At 67.4% G+C, this 13,714-nt stretch carries 11 protein-coding genes; 7 read left to right on the top strand and 4 right to left on the bottom strand.

The annotated features are described in order from the left end of the window. Nucleotides 1-58: 58 nt before the first annotated feature. Nucleotides 59-805 carry a 3'(2'),5'-bisphosphate nucleotidase CysQ gene (locus GOHSU_RS08470; protein ID WP_005939722.1) on the bottom strand — a complete coding sequence of 249 codons (747 nt, stop codon included), beginning with the start codon at nt 803-805 and terminating at the stop codon, nt 59-61. Between the two features lie 47 nt (nt 806-852). Between GOHSU_RS08470 and GOHSU_RS08465 the strand changes: the two genes are divergently transcribed. After that, a complete protein-coding gene (locus GOHSU_RS08465; RefSeq protein WP_005939720.1) occupies nt 853-1,761 on the top strand; it encodes a DNA-formamidopyrimidine glycosylase family protein in 909 nt (302 codons plus the stop codon). A gap of 45 nt (nt 1,762-1,806) precedes the next feature. Here the strand turns inward: GOHSU_RS08465 and GOHSU_RS08460 are convergent, their stop codons facing one another. Then, on the bottom strand, nt 1,807-2,874 hold the full coding sequence (locus GOHSU_RS08460) for a glycoside hydrolase family 183 protein (protein WP_281169721.1): 1,068 nt from the start codon (nt 2,872-2,874) through the stop codon (nt 1,807-1,809). A 184-nt stretch (nt 2,875-3,058) separates the two neighbouring features. Here GOHSU_RS08460 and GOHSU_RS08455 point away from each other — a divergent pair, with 184 nt between their 5' ends. Together GOHSU_RS08455 and pgi are read left to right on the top strand one after the other, a co-directional pair. Then, nucleotides 3,059-3,799 carry an SDR family oxidoreductase gene (locus GOHSU_RS08455; RefSeq protein WP_005939714.1) on the top strand — a complete coding sequence of 247 codons (741 nt, stop codon included), beginning with the start codon at nt 3,059-3,061 and terminating at the stop codon, nt 3,797-3,799. 49 nt (nt 3,800-3,848) lie between these two features. Beyond that, nucleotides 3,849-5,498 carry a glucose-6-phosphate isomerase gene (gene pgi, locus GOHSU_RS08450; RefSeq protein ID WP_005939711.1) on the top strand — a complete coding sequence of 550 codons (1,650 nt, stop codon included), beginning with the start codon at nt 3,849-3,851 and terminating at the stop codon, nt 5,496-5,498. Nucleotides 5,499-5,528: 30 nt separating this feature from the next. On the opposite strand, the gene GOHSU_RS08445 is transcribed toward pgi, so the two are convergent. After that, entirely contained in the window at nt 5,529-5,870 is a 342-nt protein-coding gene (locus tag GOHSU_RS08445) for a chorismate mutase (protein WP_029760041.1), read from the bottom strand. A 45-nt stretch (nt 5,871-5,915) separates the two neighbouring features. Here GOHSU_RS08445 and GOHSU_RS08440 point away from each other — a divergent pair, with 45 nt between their 5' ends. Both GOHSU_RS08440 and GOHSU_RS08435 read left to right on the top strand, forming a co-directional pair. Beyond that, nucleotides 5,916-7,721, top strand: a complete 1,806-nt coding sequence (locus GOHSU_RS08440; protein ID WP_005939706.1) for a hypothetical protein — start codon at nt 5,916-5,918, stop codon at nt 7,719-7,721. A 38-nt stretch (nt 7,722-7,759) separates the two neighbouring features. Next, complete coding sequence (locus tag GOHSU_RS08435) at nt 7,760-10,174, top strand: UvrD-helicase domain-containing protein (protein ID WP_005939703.1); 2,415 nt, start codon at nt 7,760-7,762, stop codon at nt 10,172-10,174. 36 nt (nt 10,175-10,210) lie between these two features. Here GOHSU_RS08435 and GOHSU_RS08430 read toward each other — a convergent pair whose 3' ends face one another. Continuing rightward, nucleotides 10,211-11,224, bottom strand: coding sequence for a M23 family metallopeptidase (locus GOHSU_RS08430; protein WP_155821061.1), 1,014 nt, complete (start codon nt 11,222-11,224; stop codon nt 10,211-10,213). Between the two features lie 284 nt (nt 11,225-11,508). Between GOHSU_RS08430 and sucC the strand changes: the two genes are divergently transcribed. Both sucC and sucD read left to right on the top strand, forming a co-directional pair. Then, nucleotides 11,509-12,672, top strand: a complete 1,164-nt coding sequence (sucC, locus tag GOHSU_RS08425) for an ADP-forming succinate--CoA ligase subunit beta (protein ID WP_005939697.1) — start codon at nt 11,509-11,511, stop codon at nt 12,670-12,672. 14 nt (nt 12,673-12,686) lie between these two features. Continuing rightward, nucleotides 12,687-13,589: a succinate--CoA ligase subunit alpha gene (gene sucD / locus GOHSU_RS08420; protein WP_005939694.1), complete on the top strand. Its 903-nt coding sequence runs from the start codon at nt 12,687-12,689 to the stop codon at nt 13,587-13,589. Nucleotides 13,590-13,714 lie beyond the last annotated feature (125 nt).

Below are 13,714 nucleotides of genomic sequence, written 5' to 3'. Positions count from 1 at the left end.
AACGACCCACCACTGTTCTGAACAGGCGTTTCGATGAGCTGATCAGCCAGTCGGCCGGTCACCACGGGGTGCGCAGTGCCCTCAGTAGGTCGTCGGCGATCTCCTGGCGGCAGATGACGAAGTCGGGCATGTACGGCTGAGGATTGTTGTACACGATCTGTTCGCCGTTGAGCCGGGCGCAGAACAGGCCCGCTGCCTGTGCGACACCGACCGGTGCGCAGTTGTCCCACTCGTATTGGCCGCCGGCATGGACATAGGCGTCGACATCGCCGCGCACCACCGCCATCGCTTTGGCCCCGGCCGATCCGATATGCACCGCACCGAGTCCGAGGCGATCGGCGACGGCCGCACTCGGATACGAGTGCCCGTAACGGGACACGGCCATCCGACCGGTCAGCGGACCATCGGCCACCGGAACCTCATCGGACCGGAAGAGCTGGCCCTGCGCCGGGAGTGCGACGGCGCTGGCCGTGGGCAGACCGTCGACGGCCAAGGCGACGTGCACCGCCCAGTGTGTGGTGCCGCGAGCGAATTCCGAGGTGCCGTCGAGCGGATCGATGATCCAGACTCGATCGCTGCGCAGTCGCCGGAGGTCGTCGTCGGCCTCCTCCGACAGCACCGGATCCTGTGGCCGGTGCATCTGGAGGACCTGAGCGATCCAGGCCTGTGCGAGCGCGTCTCCGACGTCGCCGCGCCGTCGTGGCTCGAGTAGTTCGCCGTGCGCGACGCCCAACAGCACCTGCCCGGCGCCCTCGGCGATGAGAGCCGCGAGCTCTGCGTCCGTGTGGCGGCCGGGGGCGGTCATTGCTCTACCCAACCACATGGCGCGAGCTCAACGCGCACACTGGAGTCATGCCCGAGCTTCCCGAAGTCGCCGCGCTCGCCGCGTTCCTGGACGGACGCATGGCGGCGCTGCCGATCCGGCGCGTGGACGTGGCTGCACTCTCCGTTCTGAAGACGGCCGATCCGCCGTGGCCGGCGTTGGCCGGGCGCACCGTCTCGGGGGTGGACCGACTCGGAAAGTACCTGGTGATCCGCACCTTGCCGGTCGCCGTCGGATCCGATGAGAGCCCATCAGGCGACGGTGAGCCGCAACTGGATCTGGTGATCCATTTGTCCCGGGCCGGCTGGATCCGATGGAGCGAGGCGCTCTCACCGACACCGCCCCGCCCCGGCGGTAAGGGGCCGATCGCGCTGCGCGTGCACTGCGGACTGCCGGGGGAGGGCTTCGATCTGACCGAAGCAGGCACCCAGAAGCGTGCGGCGGCCTGGCTGGTCCGCGATCCGGCCGAGATCGACCGCATCGCCGGGCTCGGGCCCGACGTTCTGGACATCAGCCGCGAGCGGTTCGGCGCGCTGCTGGCCGCCCGCAACAGCAGGGTGAAAACAGTGCTCACCGATCAGCGGGTGATGGCGGGGATCGGCAACGCCTACTCCGACGAGATCTGCCATACCGCCCGACTTTCGCCGTTCGCCCTGACCGCCTCTCTCGATGACGCGACCGTTGATCGTCTCTATACGGTTCTGCGAACGACTCTGATCGAGGCGACGCAGCGGCTGGAGGACGTCGGTGCCGGCGGGCTCAAGGCCGAGAAACGTACCGGCCTTCGATTCCACGGACGGACCGGTCAGCACTGTCCGGTCTGCGGTGACATCATCCGCGAGGTGTCCTATGCGGACCGCTCGTTCCAGTACTGCCCGACCTGCCAGACCGGAGGCAAGGTTCTCGCCGACCGGCGGATGTCTCGGCTGCTCAAGTAGTACTGCTGTGGAATCGCCAAGCCGAGGTACCACCAGGCCGAGTCCTCACCAGGACGATTGGAGTTTGGATTCGACCAGCATCATGTTGTAGTCGCTCCACTGCGACCCGTTGAAGTACAGACGATTGTCGGTCTTACTGGTCAGTGCCGGCGACTGTGGCAGCATCATCGGACCGTACAGAACGACGCGGCCGTCGGGGACGAGCATCTTCGGTGCGCTCCACGGCCCGGACATCGTGGTGGCAGTACGGATCCGGATACCGTTGTCGCCGTCGAGCATCACGTACTTGCCCAGGTATTCGCTCCACGCCACCGAGAGTTCGGAGATGTTCCCGGTCACGATCGCCGAACCGGTCTCACTCAATGCGCCCAGGTCGCTGGTCCATGAGTTGCCGAGCCAGTACTCGTACTTGCTCAGGTCGAGGATGTCGTCGGGATGGAAGCGCGCTAGGTAGGCGTTGCCGAAGCGCCCGTTGGGAGTCCCCACCTGATAGATGTAGGCGTCGTCTGCGCCGTGTCCGCGGACATAGCCGCTCTGCTGGAAGAACCGGTTGTTCACGTTCACCGTCGGGGCCTCATCCGGCAGCGCCATCGTCAGCGGTGCGTTGACCCGCATGGTGCTCAGTTCGGGGGTCCAGGTCTGCCCGTTGTCGGCGGAGACCGCGGTCATCGAGAAGTTGGTGTCCCACACCCCGGCGGATCCCCAATGGCGCACCGACATGAAGTTCACGTACTGCTTGGCGCCGGCTCCGGTGCCGATACTGATACCGGCGGTGGGAATCGTCGTCACCTCGACGAAGTCGGCTTTCATGGCCCGGATCATTTCGGTGGCGTAAGCGGGTGCTGCGGCGGTGACCACCGCGCCGGATTTGCTGTCACCGGGAATTCCCGGCGTGATCGTGAGGCCGTCGGAGGGATCGTCGTCGTCGGTGCGCAGCAACACATTGTTTCGCCACTGGTGGCCCTCGACGTTGCACCAGCCGAAGGTGTCGCCGAAGGCCAGCAGGGTCTGTTGTGAACCGTTGTCCCACGCGATGCCCAGATCGGTACCCGAGATGGTGAATCGCCCGAGGGTCGTGTTCGGGCTCTTGGGCCCGGTGACCCAGGGGACCAGCCGCGAGGTGTCGTTACGCCAGTTCGGCAGTGCGCACGCATGCGGGCTCCTGCACTGTCTGTGTCAGAAGTGACAATAGTGACCCGTGTGGCGGTCGGCGGCTGCATTTCTGCGCGTGGGCCGTCACGATCGCGCATCGATCGGGTCGCGGGCCGGGCTTGAGAAGCAGGTAGATTCACCTTGTATGACGCGCGACAGAATCATCATCACCGGCGCCAGCTCCGGACTCGGCGAGGGTATGGCCCGTGAATACGCCAAGCGTGGCCGGTCTCTGGGACTAGCCGCCCGCCGACTGGACAAGCTCGAAGACATCGCCGCCGATCTCAGCACTCAGGCCAAGCAGATCGCTCTGACTCGCCTGGACGTCACCGACACCGACGACGTCTTCCGCGCCTTCGCCGAACTCCGGGACGCACTCGGCGGTCTCGATCGGGTGATCGTCAATGCTGGCCTGGGCAAGGGCGCACCGATCGGCACCGGCAATGCGGCCGCCAACATCGAGACGGTGCAGACCAATCTGGTCGGTGCGCTCGCTCAGGCGGAGGCGGCCATGGAGATCTTCCGCGAGCAGGGCCACGGGCACCTGGTGCTGATCAGCTCGATCAGTGCCGTGCGCGGGCTGCCTCGCGCTCAGGCCGCATACTCGGCTTCCAAGGCCGGAGTGTCGGCGTTGGGGCAGGGGCTGCAGGCCGAACTGGCCGGCAAACCGATCGCCGTGAGTGTGATCCTGCCGGGTTACATCGAGACCGACATCAACCGCGGCGTCAAGACCAGATTGATGACCGGCACCGACGCCGGAGTCAAGGCGATGGTTGCCGCGATCGAAGCGGAGCCGCGTCGCGCCGAGGTGCCGTCGTGGCCGTGGAAGCCCATCGCCGCCGCGTTGCGGGTGCTGCCCGATGCGCTGACCGCCAAGATGGTCTGAGCTGCGCGACGCACCCGCGAAGACACGGCGGCGCCGATAGGGTTGGGGCATGGTCGATATCACTGCCACCGAGGCCTGGCGGGAGCTGGCCGCCCACCAACAGCATCTGTTCGCCCGGTCGTTGCGTGAACTGTTCGCGATGGATCCCGATCGGGGCCGGTCGATGGTGGTCGACGCCGCCGAGCTGCACATCGACTACTCGAAGAACCTGGTGGTTCCCGAGACCCTCGAACTGCTGACGGCACTGGGACGGGAGGCCGGCGTCGAACAGCTCCGCGACGCCATGTTCGCCGGTGACCACCTGAACACCTCCGAGGACCGTGCCGTCCTGCACACCGCGCTGCGGCTGCCGGCCGACGCCGAGCTGACCGTCGACGGACAAGACGTGGTCGCCGATGTGCACGCGGTGCTCGCAGCGATGGCGCAGTTCTCCGACCGTGTCCGCGACGGAGAGCACACCGGGTTCACCGGCAAGGCGATCACCGATGTGGTCAACATCGGCATCGGCGGCTCGGATCTGGGCCCGGCGATGGCCTATCAGGCGCTGCGGCACTACCGGCACGCACGAATCCGCTGCCACTTCGTTTCCAACGTCGACCCCGCCGATCTGACCGGTACGCTGGCCGATCTCGACCCCGAGAGTACGCTGCTGATCGTTGCCTCCAAGACCTTCACCACCCAGGAGACGCTGGCCAATGCGCGCGCGGCCCGGGCGTGGTTGCTGGCGCACTACGACGGCGACCAGGACGCCGTCGCCGCCCACTTCGCCGCAGTGAGTACCAATGCCGAGAAGGTCGCCGACTTCGGCATCGACACCGACAACATGTTCGGCTTCTGGAACTGGGTCGGCGGACGCTACTCGGTGGACTCGGCGATCGGACTGAGCCTGATGATCGCCGTCGGACCGGACCGCTTTACCGAGTTCCTCAGCGGCTTCCACGCGGTCGACGAACACTTCCGCACCCAGCCGCTGGACCGCAATGCGCCGGTGCTGCTGGCGCTGATCGGCCTGTGGTACTCGAACTTCTGGGGTGCGCAGACCCACGCGGTGCTCCCGTACGCCGACGACCTGGCCCGCTTCCCGGCCTACCTGCAGCAGCTGGTGATGGAGTCCAACGGGAAATCGGTCGCGCGCGACGGCGGGCATCTGACCGCGCCGACCGAGACGGTGGTGTGGGGTGAGCCCGGCACCAACGGTCAGCATGCCTTCTATCAACTGCTGCACCAGGGCACTTGGCTGATTCCGGCCGACTTCATCGGCTTCGCCGAACCGCTGGACGATCTGCCCACCCCCGACGGCGGCTCGATGCACGACCTGCTGATGAGTAACTTCTTCGCCCAGACGCAGGTACTGGCCTTCGGGAAGACCGCCGACGACCTCGCCGACGAAGGCGTCGCCCCGGAGCTGATTCCGCACAAGGTGATGCCGGGCAACCGGCCGACCACCTCGATCCTGGCGCCACGGCTCACCCCGGCGGTGCTCGGTCAGCTGATCGCGCTCTACGAGCACCAGGTCTTCGTCAAGGCCATGGTCTGGGGCATCAACCCGTTCGACCAGTGGGGAGTGGAGCTGGGCAAGCAGCAGGCCAACCAGTTGCTCAGCGATCTCGCCGAGCCCGCACCGCCGGCGCCGCTGGCCGATTCCTCCACCGACGAGCTGGTCCGCTGGTACCGCACCGCACGCGGGCGCCGGAACTGACTGCGCGCCCGCGAAGACGCGGGCACCGGTTCAGCGGCCGAGGGGACCGCGGCCCAGCCTCAGCAGCAGCATGGCCAGGGTGTGGCCCTCGGCGCCGAGTGCCGAGAAGCGTTCGAGCACCTTCACCTCACGGCTGTGCACCAGGCGCGGACCGCCGGCCGCCATCCGGGCCGCACCGATCTTCTTGGAGACGGCCGAGCGACGCTGCACCGCGGCCAGGATCACCGCGTCCATGCGGTCGATCTCACCGCGCAGTTCGTCGATGTCGTCGGGCAGATCGCTCACATCGCTGCCCAGGTTGTACGCCGACAGATCGATCGACGGGGACGGGGCTTGGGGATCCTGCTCGCTCACGGCTTCTGATCTTGCCATGACACCGCCGGAGCGTTCGCGTCGGCAGGGCGGCAGACTGGATCCATGACCTCGGTGCGTGCGGCCGCGTCCAGCCAGACCGGTGCGTTCGCGGCGGTGCTGATCCTGGGGCAACTGGTGGTGCGCGGGATCCTGGTGGCCCGCGGCGACTTCTACTGGGACGACCTGATCATCATCGGCCAGGCATCGTCGAACCCGATTCTGAGCTGGGACTACCTGGGAAACAGTCACGACGGGCACTTCATGCCGGCCGCCTATCTGCTGGCCGGGATCACCACGGTGCTGGCGCCGGTGCAGTGGTGGCTGCCGGCGGTGACGCTGGTCGTGCTGCAGGCGATCGCCTCGATCGCGGTGTGGCGGATGATCCGCGTCCTCGCTCCCGGCGCCGGACTCGGGGCGCTGGCGGCGCTGGCCTTCTACCTCTTTGTGCCGATGACGGTCCCGGCCTATGTGTGGTGGGCGGCGGGACTGAACACTCTGCCCATGCAGGCGGCGATGGCGGTGGTGGTGGCAGCTGCGGTGTCGCTGACCCGCGACGAGCAGCCACCCGCCCGCCGGCGCCGACTGCTGGTCCGGTCGGTGCTGGTCTTCGTGGTGGCGCTGGCCTTCTTCGAGAAGTCGCTTTACATCGCACCGGTGGCCCTGGTCGCCGCCTGGCTGGCCGCACCCGGCCGACTGCGACGGGCCCGAGCGCTGTGGGCCTGGCTCGGCGGGATCGTCGTCGTCTGGACCGTGCTGTATCTGGCGGTCGCCGATCCGACCGACGGGGAGCATTCGCTGGGGCAGACCTGGGCGCTGACCTGGCGGTCGGTGGGCGCGGGGCTGGTGCCGGCGGTCGCCGGTGGCCCGTGGCAGTGGGATCGGTGGACCACCGCGCCGCCGATGGGCGAGCCGAGCGCATGGTTGACCGCCGCGGGCTGGGTGCTGCTGGCCGGTGCGGCGCTGGGGGCCGGTCTGCGTCGTCGCGGGGGAGCCCGGATCGTGGTCTGCGTAGCGGCCTATGCCGTCGCCGCGCAATTGCCGGTGATGTGGAACCGGTCCAGTGCGGCCACCGCCGTCGAACTGGGGCAGACCATGCGGTATCTGCCCGATACCGCGCTGGTGATGACGATCGGGATCGCCCTGCTGGCCGCCGCACCCGGCCGGGTGCCGGACCGGGTGCGGGATCGGGTGCCGGAATGGGTGCCGCCGGTCGTCGCCGCGCGCGTACCGGCGATCGTGCTTACGGGGAGCGCGGTGCTGCTGGTGGTCTCGTCGTTGATCGCGACGGCGTCGTTCTCGAAGTCCTGGGACGACGACCCCACGGGGGCCTACCTGGCCACCGCGCGCGCCGCGCTGGCCGCTGAGCCGGAGCTGGTGCTGCTGGATCAGTCCCTGCCGCTGGAGGTCCTGACGCCGGTGGCCTACCCGGAGAACCAGACCAGCCGGGTCTTCGGGCGGCTGCGCGTGCGGCCCCGGTTCGCCGACCAGACCGACGATCTGAAGGTGCTCGACGAGTACGGGCATCTGGTGCCCGGCGGCATCAGCCCGGTCCGGCAGGTGCAGCGCGGGCGCGGGACCTGTGCCGAGCCGGTGACCACCGAGCGGCAGGGACTGCAGTTGTCCGGGCCGCTGCTGGACTGGCACTGGACCGCGGTGCTGGACTATTGCGCCGACCGCGACGGCGAGGTCGCCGCGGCCCTGGACGGCGTGGAGCGCCGGATCCAGGTGCAGGCGGGCCGGCATCGGGTCTACTTCCAGTTGGTCGGCGGCGGGGAACAGCTGCGGCTGCGCCCGGTGACACCGGACCTGACGCTGTATGTCGACGGCGGCCGCATCGGGGAACCGATCGTCGCCGCCTATGCCCCCTGACCGGGACTGTCGGTGGGCGCCGGTACTCTGGACAGGCGATGATGACCAGTGCTGATCAGCTTCTCGAAGGCCTCAATCCCCAGCAGCGGGCAGCGGTGCTGCACACCGGCTCACCCCTGCTCATCGTCGCCGGCGCCGGCTCGGGCAAAACGGCGGTCCTGACCCGCCGCATCGCCTATCTGCTGGCCGAACGGGGGGTCACCCCCGGGCAGATCCTGGCCATCACCTTCACCAACAAGGCCGCCGCCGAGATGCGCGAGCGGGTGATCGAGCTGGTCGGTCCGCGGGCGGCCTACATGTGGGTCTCCACCTTCCACTCCACCTGTGTGCGGATCCTGCGGGCCCAGTCGACTCTGCTGCCCGGGCGCAACTCGAACTTCTCCATCTACGACTCCGACGACTCCCGCCGGCTGCTGGGGATGGTGGTGCGCGATCTGGAGCTGGACCCCAAGAAATACAGTCCGCGCGGACTGTCCACGGTGATCTCCAACTTCAAGAACGAACTCCGCTCACCCGAGGAGGTGGCCGCCACCCTGAGCGATGACACCGTCCAGCAGGGGCAGACCGCCGAGAACATCGCCCGCATCTACGACGAATATCAGCGCCGATTGCAGGCCTCGAACGCCTTCGACTTCGACGATCTGATCGGCGAGACGGTCGCCCTGCTGCAGAACCATCCGGACATCGCCGAGTACTACCGTCGTCGTTTCCGGCATGTGCTGGTCGACGAGTACCAGGACACCAACCACGCTCAGTACGTCTTCGTCCGGACCCTGGTGGGCGAGCCGGGCGCCGGTGGAACCGCACCGTCGGAGCTGTGCGTGGTCGGCGACTCCGACCAGTCGATCTACGCCTTCCGCGGCGCGACCATCCGCAATATCGAGGAATTCGAGCGCGACTATCCCGACGCGCAGACCATCCTGCTGGAACAGAACTACCGCTCGACGCAGACGATCCTGTCGGCGGCCAATGCGGTGATCGAGCGCAATCCGAACCGGCGGGCCAAGAAACTGTGGACCGCCGCCGGCGACGGGGAGCAGATCGTCGGGTACGTCGCCGACACCGACCGCGATGAAGCGGCGTTCATCGCCAAGGAGGTCGACGAGCTGGTCGGTGACGCCATCGGCGGATCCCAGGCTGCCACCTACGCCGATATCGCCGTCTTCTATCGCACCAACACCGGTTCGCGCCCGATCGAAGAGTCTTTCATCCGGCACGGCATCCCGTACAAAGTGGTCGGCGGCACCCGCTTCTACGAACGCAAAGAGGTGCGCGACATCGTCGCCTATCTGCGGGTGGTGGCCAACCCGGAGGACTCGGTCAGCTTGCGCCGGATCCTCAACACTCCGCGCCGCGGTATCGGTGATCGTGCCGAGGCGTGTGTGGCCGTCCACGCGGAGAACCTGGACATCAGCTTCTACCGGTCGCTGCTGGAAGCCACCGAAGACCGGGTGCCGCTGCTGAACACCCGGGCGGTCAAACAGATCCGGGGCTTCGTCGAGCTGATCGAGGGGCTGCGCCGGGACTTCCTGGACGACGATGCCAGCGCCGAGGGCGCCGACATCGGCGATCTGGTCGAAGCCGTCGTCGACCGCACCGGCTACCGCGCCGAGTTGGAGGCCTCCAACGATCCCCAGGACGGCGCACGGCTGGACAACCTGAACGAGCTGATCGCCGTCGCCCGGGACTTCAGTCTGGAGGCCGCGGCCGCCGACCTGGATGATCTGGACGGGATCGACGATCAAGACGAGCAGGCACGCGAGGCGGCCGAAGCCGCCGAAGGCGAGCCCGAGCCCGGTTCCCTGGCGGCATTCCTAGAGAAGGTCTCTCTGGTCGCCGACGCCGATCAGCTGCCCGAGGAGGGTGACGGGGTGGTGACGCTGATGACCCTGCACACCGCCAAGGGCCTGGAGTTCCCGGTCGTCTTCGTCACCGGATGGGAGGACGGGCAGTTCCCGCATGCGCGGGCCCTGGGTGATTCCAGTGAGCTCAGTGAAGAACGACGGCTGGCCTATGTCGGGATCACCCGGGCCCGCCAGCGCCTGTACCTGACCCGCGCGATCATGCGCGCGGCCTGGGGGCAGCCGGTGGAGAACCCCGAATCACGTTTCCTGCAGGAGATCCCGCAGGAGCTGCTCGACTGGCGGCGGACGGCACCGCGTCCGCAGCGCCGGGACTTCGGTGCATCGCGGTCCACCGCGCGACCGTTCGGGTACGCCTCGGCGTCCTCGTCGGACCGGCCGGGACCCGGATCGTCGATCCCCACCCGCAGCCGGCACAAGTACATCGACTGGGCGATCGGGGATCGGATCAATCACCCGAAATACGGGCTGGGCCGGGCGGTGGAGAAGTCGGGCAGTGGGCCGACCGAGCAGACCGTCTTCGACTTCGGCGGTTCGGTGGGCAAAATGCGCCTGATGACCGGCTTCGGCGTTCCCGGCGAAAGGTTGTGAGTCCGGACCGGACTAATCAGCGCGTGCAGGCCGGAATCAGCCGGTGTAGGCGTTGAGCCGGATTCCGTGCTTGGCCAGCCAGGGCGCCGGATCGATCTTGGTGGTGCCGTTCTTCCACACCTCGAAATGCAGGTGCGGACCGGTGGAGAAGCCTTCGGAGCCGACCAGACCGATCACATCGCCGGCGGTGACCTTCTGGCCTTTGGAGACGAGCACACCCGAACTGGCCATGTGGCCGTACAGGGTGACGGTGCCGTCGTCGGCCTTGATCTGAATCCAGTTGCCGTAACCGGAGGCCGGACCGGCTTCCTTCACCACACCGTCGGTGACGGCGTGGATCGGGGTGCCGAGCGGGGCGGCCAGGTCCAATCCGCCGTGGAAGCTACCCCACCGCATGGCGAAACCGGAGGTGAACGAGTACTTGGCGGTCAGCGGTGCAGCGAACAGCGGCTTGCGTGCAGCGGCCTCGCGTGCGGCGGCAGCAGCAGCCAGCTGCTTTCCGACAGTCAGCTGGCTGCCGTAGGAATCCATATCGGCGGTGCTGGCGGCCGGTACGACGCCGCCGTCCAGATCGGCGGACGAGGCAGCCAGCAGCGGCTGTGCGCCCCCTTCGGGCGCCGCCGGGCTGGGCGTGGCGGCCGGGGAGACCGACTGGGCATTATCGGACGAACCGGTGACGGCCACAGCCACGGCTCCCGCGGCCACCGCCACCAGGGCGGTGCGGGCCTTGAGTGAACTCGGCGGGCCGTCACGGCGGGCGGTGCGCTTGGCGGTCGACGGCGTGGGTCGCACCGGCGCGGCGGCGGTCGCGGGAACCGAGGCGCTCTCGGTGACGGTGCCGGCTGCAGGCGAACCAGCGGCCGGGGTGATGGGGGCCGGGGTGACCGCGGTCGAAGCAGGAGCGGCAGGGCTGGTCGAGGCCGGGCTCAGTCCGATCCGCACGGACCGCGGCGGCAGCGGAATATCGCGCGTCGTCGGACTGTAATCCACATCGAAGGAGTCGTTCGTGCGGTCGACTACGGCAGTACCACCACGCTGGTCGCTGGCCAAGTCACTCACCTCGTTTCACCGTGCCTGTTGTAACCATCTCGTTATCAACCCCCTGAACGGTACTGGGTCGGAGCGCTTCCCGTCCACCCGCAGACCCCCGTCCGGGGGACAAAAGAGGGCCCTTGGGGCGCTCACCGGCTGCTTTCGAGCTACTGGCGGGTAAGTGATTTCTTGCACAAGGATTCCCGGCCGCTGCAGACGGTCACACCCGAACCGATAGAGTTTCTGGTGGCCCGCGTTACCCACGCAGGCGTAATTCCCAACACTCTCAGATGGTGAGCTGAATGGATCTCTTCGAGTACCAGGCGAAGGAATTGTTTGTGAAGCACGGCGTTCCTTCGAGCGCGGGCTCCGTCGCCGAAGCAACGGCCGACGCGCACGCGATCGCCGAGCAGATCGGCAAGGCCGTGATGGTCAAGGCACAGGTCAAGACCGGTGGCCGCGGCAAGGCCGGTGGCGTCAAGTTCGCCAAGGATGCGGCTGAGGCCCTCACCCACGCGGAGAACATCCTCGGTCTGGACATCAAGGGTCACATCGTCAAGAAGCTGCTGGTGACCGAGGCGAAGGACATCGCCGAGGAGTACTACATCTCCTTTCTGCTCGATCGTGCCAACCGCGACTACCTGGCCATGTGCTCGGTGGAGGGCGGTATGGAGATCGAAGAGGTCGCCGCCACCAAGCCCGACCGTCTCGCCAAGATCTCGATCGACCCGGTCGCCGGCGTCGACGTAGCCAAGGCCCGCGAGATCGCCGCGGCCGGCCACCTGCCAGAGGAAGTCCTCGACGCCGCCGCCGTGACCATTGCCAAGCTGTGGGAGGTCTTCGTCGAAGAAGACGCGCTGCTGGTGGAGGTCAATCCGCTGGTCCGCACCCCGGACGACGAGATCCTGGCGCTCGACGGCAAGGTGACTCTGGACGACAACGCCGACTTCCGGCACCCCGACCACGCCGTATTCGAGGACAAAGAAGCCACCGATCCCCTGGAACTCAAAGCCAAGGAGAACGACCTCAACTACGTCAAGCTCGACGGTCAGGTCGGCGTGATCGGCAACGGTGCGGGTCTGGTGATGTCGACCCTCGACGTCGTCGCCTACGCTGGTGAGCTGCACGGCGGCGTCAAGCCCGCCAACTTCCTGGACATCGGCGGCGGCGCCTCCGCCGACGTGATGGCCGCAGGGCTGGACGTCATCCTCGGTGATGAGCAGGTCAAGAGTGTTTTCGTGAACGTCTTCGGCGGTATCACCTCCTGCGATGCGGTCGCCAACGGCATCGTCGGCGCTCTGGAGAAGCTGGGCGGCGCGGCCACCAAGCCGCTGGTGGTCCGTCTGGACGGCAATAAGGTCGACGAGGGCCGGGAGATCCTGGCACAGGCGAATCACCCGCTGGTGACCCTCGCGACGTCGATGGACGAAGGCGCCGACAAGGCCGCCGAACTGGCGAACAAGTAAGGGGCCACAAAACTATGTCGATCTATCTCAATCGGAACAACAAGGTCATCGTCCAGGGCATCACCGGCGGCGAAGGCACCAAGCACACCGCCCTGATGCTCAAGGCGGGAACCAACATCGTCGGCGGCGTCAACGCGCGCAAGGCCGGAACCACCGTCACACACCTCGACGCGGCCGGCCGCGAGATCGAGTTGCCGGTGTTCGCGACCGTTGCCGAGGCCATGGAGAAGACCGGGGCCGACACCTCGATCGCCTTCGTGCCGCCGGCCTTCTCCAAGGACGCCATCATCGAGGCCGTCGATGCGGAGATCCCGCTGCTCGTCGTGATCACCGAAGGCATCCCGGTGCAGGACACCGCGTACGCGTGGGCTTACAACGTGGACAAGGGCAACAAGACCCGCATCATCGGCCCGAACTGCCCCGGCATCATCACCCCGGGTGAGGCGCTGGTGGGCATCACGCCGAACAACATCACCGGTAAGGGGCCGATCGGACTGGTCTCCAAGTCCGGCACCCTGACCTACCAGATGATGTACGAACTGCGAGACCTCGGATTCTCCACCGCCATCGGCATCGGTGGCGACCCGGTGGTCGGCACGACGCACATCGACGCGATCGAGGCCTTCGAACAGGACCCGGAGACCAAGGTCATCGTGATGATCGGTGAGATCGGCGGTGACGCCGAGGAACGCGCCGCCGAGTACATCAAGGCCAACGTGACCAAGCCGGTCGTCGGCTACGTCGCGGGCTTCACCGCCCCCGAGGGAAAGACGATGGGCCACGCCGGCGCCATCGTCTCGGGCAGCTCGGGGACCGCGCAGGCCAAGAAGGAGGCACTGGAGGCCGCAGGCGTCAAGGTCGGCAAGACGCCGAGTGAGACGGCCCGGCTGGCTCGCGAGATCTACGAGTCGCTCTAGGTCCCTGCGCCGCAGTTAGCAGTCGTCGTGCCCCGGAGTGCCCTGGTAGCGCTCCGGGGCACGACTCATTGCGGTCATACTGAACAGGTGGCAGGCGACGTGCGACACGGGATCGGCGGTGGACT

This window comes from Gordonia hirsuta DSM 44140 = NBRC 16056, assembly GCF_000333015.1.
Taxonomy (GTDB): domain Bacteria; phylum Actinomycetota; class Actinomycetes; order Mycobacteriales; family Mycobacteriaceae; genus Gordonia; species Gordonia hirsuta.
The sequence above is the reverse complement of the archived record's forward strand: the minus strand, read 5'-3'. Positions and strand labels throughout refer to the sequence as shown.